This is a genomic window from Aminobacter sp. P4_H6_2, from assembly GCF_056400805.1.
In genome coordinates, this window is sequence record NZ_JBFUKO010000144.1 from 1 (window position 1) to 9,987 (window position 9,987).

Consider the following 9,987-nt stretch of genomic DNA (forward strand, 5'->3'; position numbering starts at 1 on the left):
GGGCTGTTTCCAGGGGCGTTCCCTGCACAAGCCAGGACGCCAGGCAATTGGTCAATACGAAGATCGATCCGATAGAAAGGTCTATTCCAGCAGTGATCACGACCAAGGCCTGAGCCATGGCGACCAGCGCCAGAAGTGTGGCCTTGTTCGATGCCGTCTGCGCAACGTTGGGTGTGAGCCCTGCAGGGTGGTTGGCTATGTAGATCGCAAACATGAACAGGAAGATGCCGAGTGCGATCAGCGTTCCCTTCTGTTCCGCAAACCAGTAACGCCAATCCCTCATGATGGGATCCCCCCGATCCGAGCATGTCTCATCTCGTGATCAACATTGAGCGCGCTGGCAACCAGCGCATGCTCGTTGAGCTCGGCGCCTGCGAATTCTTGCTTGATGGCGCCGTCGTAGAAGACAAGGACCCGATCGCAGCAGCCGATCAGCTCGTCATAATCGGTCGAATAATAAAGGATCGCCGCGCCCTGGTCGGCTAGACGACGCAGGAGTTGATAGATCTCCTGCTTAGTCCCCACATCGATGCCGCGTGTCGGATCGTTGAGCAGAATGATGCCGGGCTTGCGCATGAGCCACTTGGCGATAACGACTTTCTGCTGGTTGCCGCCTGAGAGCGCGCTAACCGGGCCATCGAGCCCGTCAGTTTTGACGGCAAGCATTTTCAGCATGTCATCATTGGCTTCATGCTCGGCTTGCTTGTTTATGATCCCGTATGCGGAGAGCATGTCGAGTGCCGCGAAGGAAAGGTTGTCCCGCACCGACATCGGCAGCATCAGGCCCTCGGTCTTGCGATCCTCGGGGATCAGCGCCATTCCCACAGACTGGGCCTTCGCGGCCGAAGGGCTGTTGATGGCTACGCGCCGGCCTTCGACGAGGATGTCGCCGGCAACGCCGCGCAAGACGCCGAAAATGGCCAACAGAAGTTCCCGCTGCCCCTGTCCGTCCAAGCCGCCCAGCCCAACGATTTCACCGGGCCGCACAGCCAGAGAGATGTTTTTCAGGCGGTTGTCCCAGGACAAGTTGCGACACTCCAGCACTGGACGCAAGTCAATCGGAACGGCAGGCGGCTTGTGCGGGAAGACATGACTGTAGTGTCGCCCGATCATCATCTCGACGACTTCGTTCTCCGACTTTGTCCCGGCCTCATATGTCGCGACGTTGCGCCCGTTCCTGAAAACGGTGCAAGTGTCCGCAAGCTCCGTGATCTCGTTCATACGGTGCGATATGAACAGCAGCGCCATTCCTTCGTTGCGCAAGCGCCGCAGTACCGCAAACACCTTTTCCACATCCGCGGCCGTCAGCGCGGACGTTGCCTCATCCAGGATGAGAATTTTCGGGTTGCGCGCGAGCGCCTTGGCTATTTCCACCAACTGGCGCCGCGACAGTGGCAGGTCTCCAACCAATGCAGCCGGGTGGATGTCTTTTGCGCCCGCCCTTGCCAGCGCATCCATGGCGATCAGGCGTTGTTTTCGGCGATCGATCAGACCGAAACGTTTCGGCGGATTGGTTATCACGATGTTGTCGGCGACGCTAAGATCGGGAATGAGCGAAAGTTCCTGGAAGATACAGGCTACGCCCTGCCCGCCTGCGGCCGCAGGCGACGCAAACGACATCTCCTCGCCATTCATCAGCATCCTTCCCTCGTCAGGCATCACGACGCCGGCCATGATCTTGATGAGGGTCGATTTGCCGGCGCCGTTTTCTCCGAGGATGGCGTGGATACGTCCTGCCTCGACGGTTAGGTCGGCTTTGTCCAGTGCCTGGACACCGCCATAGCGCTTGGAAACCTGCTCCAGCTGGAAGAGCGGAGTGCTGTCCAACCAAACCTCCTGTTGCGAATTGACGGCGCAAGGCTGCCGCGGGTCTTGCCCGCGGCAGAGAAGTGAGGCAGTTCCAGTTCTACTGGTTTTCCTTGGACTGGCCGAGTATCTCGATAGCGGAAATGTCGATGCCGCAAGTCGGGAAAGAATTGCCGACAAAGAAGTTGTCCGACTGGTCGGGATAGAAGTCCTGCCCCTCCTTGAGGTTGGGAYCCTCGACGATGGCCAGTGGCAATTTGATCGACTGGGGAACCACATTGCCTTCCAGGGCGGTAAGCGCGGTCTTGATGGCGACCGCCACCTGGGCCGGACCAGAACCTGCCGACGAGCACTTCAGCCCCTCGCCGCTGAACTTTGCGCAGAACTTGCGAAAGCCGTTCTCAGTCTCGCCGCCAAACGGCACAAATGCATGTTTGGTGTCTATCATTGCCTGGACAATGCCGGTATCGCCACCCTGGCCGGTAATGCCGTCGAACGGTCCGCTGGCGACGATGGCATCCGCCGTCACCTTCTGCGCGACTGCGTCGTCCCACTTGCCGACAACCTCAACGACATCCCACTTCTTGCCGGTTGCAGCGAACGTCTCCTGAATGCCCTCGTGGCGGGCTCCGTCGACAGGATGGCCGGCGACGCCACGCACCTCGAGGATCTTGCCGCCTTCGGGTAGGTGCTTGACCAGCCAGTTGGCCCAGAGGATGCCAAGACCCTTCTGGTCGACATTGACGTTGATGAGGTCTTCGGAATCGTCGACCGTGCCGTCGAAGGCAACCACCACAACGCCAGCCGCCTTTGCCCTCTTCAGAGCCGGAATGAGCGCAGCCGCGTTCTGGGCGTTGACGATGATGGCGTCGTAACCGGAATCAATGAAGTTATCCACGGCCGAGATCTGCGCTGGTACGTCTTCCCCAGTCGACACGACCTTGAACTCCTTGAGTTTGGCGGCGACCTCTGGTTGTGCCGCGTAGGCCTTGGCCGACTGGATCATCTGGATGCGCCATGTGTTGGCGATATAGCCATTGGCGAGCGCTATCCGATACGGCCCCGTCTTGGCTGGATATTTGTAGAACTTTGTATCTGCATTCCATGGCGCGAAACATTTCGCGTCGGCCGCCGGACCGGACACCACCTCAGGGTCGGCAATCGCCGTCGATCCCATCATAAGAAACGCGCTGGCCGCGATCATGCCAGCCGCAAGCGACTTCAACATGTCAATCCTCCCATTTCGTTTCATGATACTGAGGATCGATCCACATGCGGCCAGATTGGCGGCACGATTTCTCCTTCGCAGCATCGACCTGCGGCAGGTGAATATCGGGACAACATCCTCCGTATTGCACACCAAGGCCATTTCCTCCCGGCTTTTGGCGCAATAGTCGATGGTAGCGCTACCATACCCGAATGTAAAGGTGACCCGCTTCCAGATGCCGTCAATTCTGGAGGTTACCTGCGGCTGGTGCTTTCCCGGATTTTCAATTCGAATCCGACATCAACGACAGGTTCAAGCTGAGGCGTTCCCGCGATTGCCGCGCGGACCATGGCAACCGCGCGCCTGCCGATCTCGTAGCGATAGGTACGCACGCTTGTCAGCGACGGAAAGGCCACTTCCATCATGTCGAGATCATTGAAGCCCGCTATTCCAATCCTGCCAGGCACTGCCAGGGCAGAGCGGTTGCATTCGAACAACGCGCCCAAGGCCAGGTCGTCATTGTTGCAGAATACCGCGTCAAGGTCCGGCGCCTTGGCAAGTGCATGACGCAACAACTCGCGTCCGAGCGAGACGCTGGATGGTGTCGGCGTTGTCGTCACCAGGCGCGGGTCGTAGATGCCCACCTCTTCAACCACGGCGCGATAACCGGCCATGCGCCGCTGCGACCGGGGATCCATGCGCGCACCAATGAAACCGATCCTCCGGTATCCCATCTCGACAAGGTGACGGGTGACGGCTCGCCCGCCTTCGAAATGCGAGAAGCCGATCATCATGTCGATCGGGTCGGTTCCGGTTTCCATGATCTGAACAACGGGACAGCCTGCCTTTTGCAGCATAGCCCGGGCTGCCGGTGTCTGGTCGATACCGGAGACGACGAGGGCCGATGGGCGTTGGCTCAGGAAAACGCGAAGCAAGCGTTCTTCTTCAATGCCCGAATAGTGGGTGTTGCCGAGGTGAAGCTGCAGATGGCTATCGCCCAGACCGTCATAAAGACCGCGCACGACCTCGGCGAAGACATTGTTTGTCAGCGACGGCACCAAAACAGCGACAATGTCGTCCCGCGCCGAGGCGAGTGCGCGGGCGTTGCGATCGGGAACATACCCAAGTTCATCGATCGCCGCAGCAATTTGGTTGCGAAGGTCTTCGGACACTCGGTCAGGCTCTCTCAGGGCGCGCGAAACCGTAATCGCTCCAACACCTGCTCGTTGCGCGACATCCGCAATCGTCGGCTTGCCGCCGCCACGTCTTCTCCGCACCCGCGTATCCTTGCTCTCGTCCAAAGCGGCAGGATCCCTTCCACCACTATCCACATCATCATGCAACGAAGCTGTGTTGCTTGAGAAGCCGGCGGCCAAAAGCTGAATTGTGAAGCCCTCCAAGCCCTGATCGAGTGACGTGAGGTTGTGACCCTTTGTCCGAACGCTCGGCCAACTCGCGCGCGGGGCCACCGTGTCGATGCGGCTCGCCTGGGGGGGGGGAACTCAATTCAATGGTGAAACCCCAGCCCTAGACCAAGATCAATGGGTAAAAGCAAACGGGGAGGCTGAGCCTCCCCGTCGCACAAGTCATATCCTGACACGTTAAGTTAGAATGGAGAATCTGGGAAGTAGTAGTTGGCGGCGTTGTCCTTGGTCACGAGCGTGGCATCCAGGATGTACGTGCCGTGAACCGGAACCTGGTCGAAAAGCTGTGCTGCCGTCAGTTCCATCGCGGTGCCAACCATTGCCGGCGGATAGAGAACGTCGACCGGGACCATCTTGTCGCCGTCCATGACTTTCTTGACCATGTCCTTCGAGCCGGCGCCGCCGACGACATACTGGATGTCTGTGCGCTTGGCCTGTTCGATAGCTTCGAGAATGCCGACGACCATATCGTCGTCTTGCGCCCAGACCACGTCGATCTTCGGATACTTGGTCAAGTAGTCCTGCATGACCTTGAAGGCGTCGTCGCGGTTCCAGTTGCCGAACTGCCGGTCAAGAATTTTGACGCCCGAGCCGGCGATGCCCTTGTCAAAACCATCCTGGCGCTGCTGGTCGATCGGGATCGGCAGGCCGCGCACGATAACGACTTCAGCGTTCGGTGTGGTGGCGGCAATGTACTTGCCGGCGACTTCGCCGAGCGCCGGGTTGTTGCCGGCGACGTAGAGGTCGCGGACCGAGTCGTCATTGGTGGAGGGCGCCCGGTCGACGAGGGCGACGAACTTGCCTTTAGCCTTGACTTCCTTGATCGCGCTAACCAGCGGATCGGGATCCGTTGGGAGGATAACGAGCGCGTCGATACCCTGCGTTTCGAGGTCCTGCACGGCGTTGGCCTGCGACGACGGATCGGGCGAAGTTTTCACCACAACGTTCAGGTTCGGATATTCCTCCATCAGCTTTTTGGCGACTCGTTCGGCGTGGTACACCACGCCGGCGGTCCAGCCATGGTCGGCGGCCGGTATCGAGACGCCAATGGTCTTCTTATCTTGCGCCAGGGCTGTGCCCATGGTCGCAGCGAGCGCAACGGCTGCCAGTCCCAGTAGAATTTTACGCATTCATCTCTCTCCCAAAGTTACAGGTCTGTCTTGAACCGACCGGGCGACCCGCAGTCCCGATTTTCCTTCACGATTTTCGCATCAGCGAACGCTGCACCAACATGGCGATAATGACGATTGCTCCCTGGATCGCGCCGAGCAGGTACTCACTGACATAGGTTGTCAGGAGCATAATGTTGCCGATGATTTCCAGAATGAAGGCGCCAGCCACTGTTCCCCAGACGCGCCCGACGCCGCCGCGCAAAGCGGTGCCACCGACCACGACGGCCGTGATTGCATTCAGTTCCCACATCGTGCCTGTCGTGGCCGTGGTGGAAGAAAGGCGCGGAATATAGATCAGGCAAGCTCCCGCCACGCATAGCCCCTGGATCACATAGGTCATGGTGCGCACGCGCGCGACCGAGATGCCCGAATAGCGCGCGACGTCTTCATTGGAACCGACGGCGATCACATGGCGGCCAAATGAGGTGCGATAAAGGATGAATGCTGCGATCGCCGCCGTGATGAAGATTGCTAGCACAGGGTAAGGAATGCCGAAAAGATTGCCGAAGTAAACGGGACGATAGACCGCCTGCACGTCAGGATCGCGCAGCGTGATTGCGCCGCCTTGCGAAAGCCAGGTGGTGAGGCCGCGATAAATTCCCATCATGCCGAGCGTGGCGATGAAGGGTTCGATCTTGCCCAAGGTTATTACCAGTCCGTTGGTCAGCCCACAGGCCATGCCGATTGCCAGCATCAGCGCCATAGCCGCCAGAACCATCATCAACGGATCGGTGACACCGCCCGCATTCATGAACATGATGGCGAGAGAGGCGACAAAGGCGGTCATCGCGCCGACAGAGAGATCAAGCCCACCGGCGGTGATGACGAAGGTCGCGCCAATCGCGATGATTGCGATATATGCCGATCGCGTCATGACGTTCAACAGATTGTTGGCCGTCAGGAAATTGTCATGGGCAAACGAGCCCAGCACCAGTAGCAGCCCCAGCGCGACGAAGGGCGCCACCGCACGCAGGTCGATATCTTGCCAGAAGCTGCGCTTTTGCGGGTTGGCGGTAGTCGTCGTTTCAGTCATATCTCAGGCCGCCTCAGAAGTTTTCACGCCCGTCGCAAGCACGACGATTTCTCGCTCGTTCATATATTCGCCGCTCACCTCACCGGCGATCACGCCCTCGCGCATCACAACGATGCGGTCAGAGACGCCGATCAGTTCGGGCATTTCGGAAGAGACGACGATCACCGACTTACCCTGCTGTGCGAGGTCGGCGACGAACTTGTAGATCTGCTCCTTGGTGCCGATGTCGATGCCGCGCGTCGGCTCGTCGATGATGACGATGTCGGGCTTCAGTATCATCATCTTGGCGATGAACAGCTTCTGCTGGTTGCCGCCGGAAAGCTGGCCGGCCAGCAGGTCCTTGTTGCGGGTACGAATGTCGAATTCGGTGATCGCCTGATCGAGTGCGGTGCGTTCGGCCWTGCGGTCAAGTATCAGGCCGCGCACAAAATTCTTCAGGCCAGCAAGCGTCAGGTTCACGCCGAGCGTTTCCCTCAGCAGCAGGCCCTTGCCCTTGCGATCTTCGGAAAGATAGACGATGCCCGCCTTCATGCTCTGCTTGGCATTGGCGAAGGAAACCGGCCTTCCGTTCAGGCGGATCGTGCCCTTGGCGGGGCGCAGGCCGACGATGCCCTCCATCAATTCGGTGCGCCCGGCTCCGACAAGGCCGGCGAAGCCGAGGATTTCGCCGCGCTTCAGTTTGAACGAGGCGTTGCGGGCATAACCGGGCACATCCATGTTCTCGACTTCGAGCACATGGTCCTCGCCCTCGGGCGCAACGTGATCGGGATATAGCTTGGACACGTCGCGGCCCACCATCAACTGCGCCATGTCGAGCGGTTCAAGGCCGGCCGCCTCACGGGTGGTAACCAGCTTGCCGTCGCGCAGCACCGTGACACGGTCGGCCAGCGTCTTCACTTCCGGCAGGCGGTGGGAAATGTAGAGGACTGCCGCTCCCGATTTGCGGATATCGGAAATCACCTTGAGCAGCGCATTGGTTTCAATCGGCGTCAGCGAAGCGGTCGGCTCGTCGAAAATGACCAGACGGTGCGGCACCAGAAGCGCGCGGGCAATCTGCACCAATTGACGCTGGGCGATCGAAAGGCGGCCGACGACGGTTTTCGGATCGATATTGGCGCCAAGGTTGCGCACGGCCTTCGCCGCACCCGCATTCATGGCCTTGTCGTCGACGCTCAGGCCCTTTTTAATCTCGCGACCAAGATAGATATTCTGCGCAACCGTCAGGTCCGGCGCCAGCAGGATTTCCTGATGCACCAGCACGATACCGCGATGCTCGGCGTCCACCGGTCCGCTGAAGACGAGGGTCTCGCCGTCAATCGTGATTGATCCGCACGTCGGCGCCAGATGGCCGGCGAGGATCTTCATCAGGGTGGATTTGCCTGCGCCGTTCTCGCCGATGATGGCATGCACTTCACCGGAGCGGATATCGAGCGAGATGTCCTTCAGCACCTCAACACCGCCAAAGGCTTTGGCCAGCCCGTGTCCGGCCATGAAGCCCTTGTGGTCCTGTGGCTGAGACACGACGGACATATTCATCCGATCTTTGTCCACACGTTGCCGGATCTCGATGAAGCGACGGAGGCTTCGATGAACTTCATGCCATCAATGCCGTCCTCAACGGTCGGGTAGATCACGTCGGCGTCGGGCTTCTTGCCTTCGCGCGCTGCGCGGATGGCGCGAGCTGCTTCAGCGTAGATGGTGGCGAAACCTTCGAGATAGCCTTCGGGGTGGCCGCTCGGAATGCGCGTGACGCGGGTCGCAGCTGGGCCCGCGCCGGACCCGGCACGGGTGAGCAACTGCTTCGGGTTGCCGAAGGGCGTGAACCAGAGATAGTTTGGGTCGGCCTGCGTCCATTCCAGGCCGCCCTTTGTGCCGTAGACGCGCAGCTTCAGCCCGTTTTCGTTGCCGACAGCCACCTGGCTTGCCCACAGCATACCGCGCGCACCGCCGTAATAGCGAAGCAGGATCTGGACATCGTCGTCGAGAGGGCGACCTTCGACGAAGGAGGTCAGTTGCGCCAGTACCTGCTCAGTCTTCAGCCCGGTAACGAAGGCCGCCAAATTATAGGCGTGGGTGCCGATGTCGCCGATGGCGCCACCCGCGCCCGAGCGCTTTGGGTCAGTGCGCCATTCGGCCTGCTTGGAGCCGAAGCGTTCCGCCGGCTCGGTCAGCCAGTCTTGCGGATATTCGGCCTGCACGACGCGGATTTCGCCGAGATCGCCATTGGCGACCATTTCGCGCGCCTGCCGTATCATCGGATAACCGGTGTAATTGTGAGTCAATACAAACACCTTGCCCGACTTTTTCACCAGCGCGGCGAGTTCTTCGGCCTCCTTGACGGTGGTGGTGATCGGCTTGTCGCAGATTACATGGATACCAGCCTCGAGGAAGGCTTTTGCGGCAGGCGCGTGCATATGGTTCGGCGTCACGATGGAGACAGCCTCGATGCCATCGGAGCGGGCAGCCTCCGCTTTGGCCATTTCTTCAAACGAACCGTATGATCGGTCGGCGGGAAGGCCGAGATCGGCAGCCGAGGCCTTCGCCTTTTCGGCGCTGGACGACAGCGCGCCGGCGACAAGTTCAAACTGGTCGTCGAGCCGCGCGGCGATGCGGTGGACCGCGCCGATGAAAGCGCCCTGTCCGCCACCAACCATGCCCAGGCGAATGCGGCCGCCGCCCGCTTCTTTGTTGCTTGCTTCAATAGCCATGTCGCGTTCCCCTCAGCTCAGGCCGAGCATCTTGCGATTTGCGGCGTCGTCGGTGCCGGCATTGGCGAAATCGTCGAAGGCATGTTCGGTGACGCGGATGATATGCGCCTTGATGAACTCGGCGCCTTCACGCGCGCCGTCTTCCGGGTGCTTCAACGCGCATTCCCATTCCAGCACCGCCCAGCCGTCGAAATTGTTGGCGGTCAGCTTGGAGAAGATCGAACCGAAATCGACCTGGCCGTCGCCCAGCGAACGGAACCGGCCGGCGCGGTTGACCCAACTCTGGAAGCCGCCATAGACGCCCTGCCGACCCGTCGGATTGAACTCGGCGTCCTTGACGTGAAACATTCGAATTCGGTCGTGATAGATGTCGATATATTCGAGATAGTCGAGCTGCTGCAGCACGAAGTGCGAGGGGTCGTAGAGCAGGTTGGCGCGGGCGTGGTTTTTCACACGCTCGAGGAACATCTCGTAGGAAACGCCATCGTGCAGGTCTTCGCCCGGGTGGATTTCGTAGCAGACGTCAACGCCATTCTCGTCGGCATAGTCGAGCAACGGGGTCCATCGCTTGGCCAACTCGTCAAACGCGGCCTCGACCAAACCGGCCGGACGCTGCGGCCAAGGGTAGACATAGGGC

The 9,987-nt window shown here is 59.9% G+C and carries 8 protein-coding genes and 1 pseudogene; all 9 read right to left on the minus strand.

Translation table 11 applies throughout. The features are described 5' to 3' along the window. Positions 1 to 283, minus strand: a pseudogene (locus AC1DUU_RS12990) (ABC transporter permease); the annotation flags it as partial. Further along, positions 280 to 1,827: a sugar ABC transporter ATP-binding protein gene (locus AC1DUU_RS12995; RefSeq protein WP_476783832.1), complete on the minus strand. Its 1,548-nt coding sequence runs from the start codon at positions 1,825 to 1,827 to the stop codon at positions 280 to 282. The pseudogene AC1DUU_RS12990 and the gene AC1DUU_RS12995, both read right to left, overlap by 4 nt. Positions 1,828 to 1,906: 79 nt before the next feature. Continuing rightward, positions 1,907 to 3,034, minus strand: a complete 1,128-nt coding sequence (locus AC1DUU_RS13000) for a sugar ABC transporter substrate-binding protein (RefSeq protein ID WP_476783833.1) — start codon at positions 3,032 to 3,034, stop codon at positions 1,907 to 1,909. Between the two features lie 233 nt (positions 3,035 to 3,267). Then, positions 3,268 to 4,290 carry an HTH-type transcriptional regulator GntR gene (gntR, locus tag AC1DUU_RS13005; protein ID WP_476783839.1) on the minus strand — a complete coding sequence of 341 codons (1,023 nt, stop codon included), beginning with the start codon at positions 4,288 to 4,290 and terminating at the stop codon, positions 3,268 to 3,270. A gap of 329 nt (positions 4,291 to 4,619) precedes the next feature. Beyond that, the gene (locus AC1DUU_RS13010) at positions 4,620 to 5,567 is read right to left on the minus strand and encodes a substrate-binding domain-containing protein (RefSeq protein WP_476783834.1); all 948 of its coding nucleotides are present in this window, start codon (positions 5,565 to 5,567) and stop codon (positions 4,620 to 4,622) included. 67 nt (positions 5,568 to 5,634) lie between these two features. Beyond that, positions 5,635 to 6,642 (minus strand): ABC transporter permease, encoded by a 1,008-nt coding sequence (locus AC1DUU_RS13015; RefSeq protein ID WP_476783835.1) that lies wholly within the window; start codon positions 6,640 to 6,642, stop codon positions 5,635 to 5,637. Positions 6,643 to 6,645: 3 nt separating this feature from the next. Further along, the gene (locus AC1DUU_RS13020) at positions 6,646 to 8,178 is read right to left on the minus strand and encodes a sugar ABC transporter ATP-binding protein (protein ID WP_476783836.1); all 1,533 of its coding nucleotides are present in this window, start codon (positions 8,176 to 8,178) and stop codon (positions 6,646 to 6,648) included. Next, entirely contained in the window at positions 8,175 to 9,350 is a 1,176-nt protein-coding gene (locus tag AC1DUU_RS13025; RefSeq protein WP_476783837.1) for a Gfo/Idh/MocA family protein, read from the minus strand. Before AC1DUU_RS13025 ends, AC1DUU_RS13020 begins: the two co-directional genes overlap by 4 nt. Positions 9,351 to 9,362: 12 nt before the next feature. Beyond that, on the minus strand, positions 9,363 to 9,987 hold a 625-nt coding region (locus tag AC1DUU_RS13030; RefSeq protein WP_476783838.1), incomplete at its 5' end, for a sugar phosphate isomerase/epimerase family protein.

Excerpts from the sequence above, each read along its gene's own strand:
- AC1DUU_RS13010 (WP_476783834.1), bottom strand. The coding sequence starts at position 5,567 with ATGCGTAAAATTCTACTGGGACTGGCAGCCGTTGCGCTCGCTGCGACC.
- AC1DUU_RS13015 (WP_476783835.1), bottom strand. The coding sequence starts at position 6,642 with ATGACTGAAACGACGACTACCGCCAACCCGCAAAAGCGCAGCTTCTGG.
- AC1DUU_RS13025 (WP_476783837.1), bottom strand. The coding sequence starts at position 9,350 with ATGGCTATTGAAGCAAGCAACAAAGAAGCGGGCGGCGGCCGCATTCGC.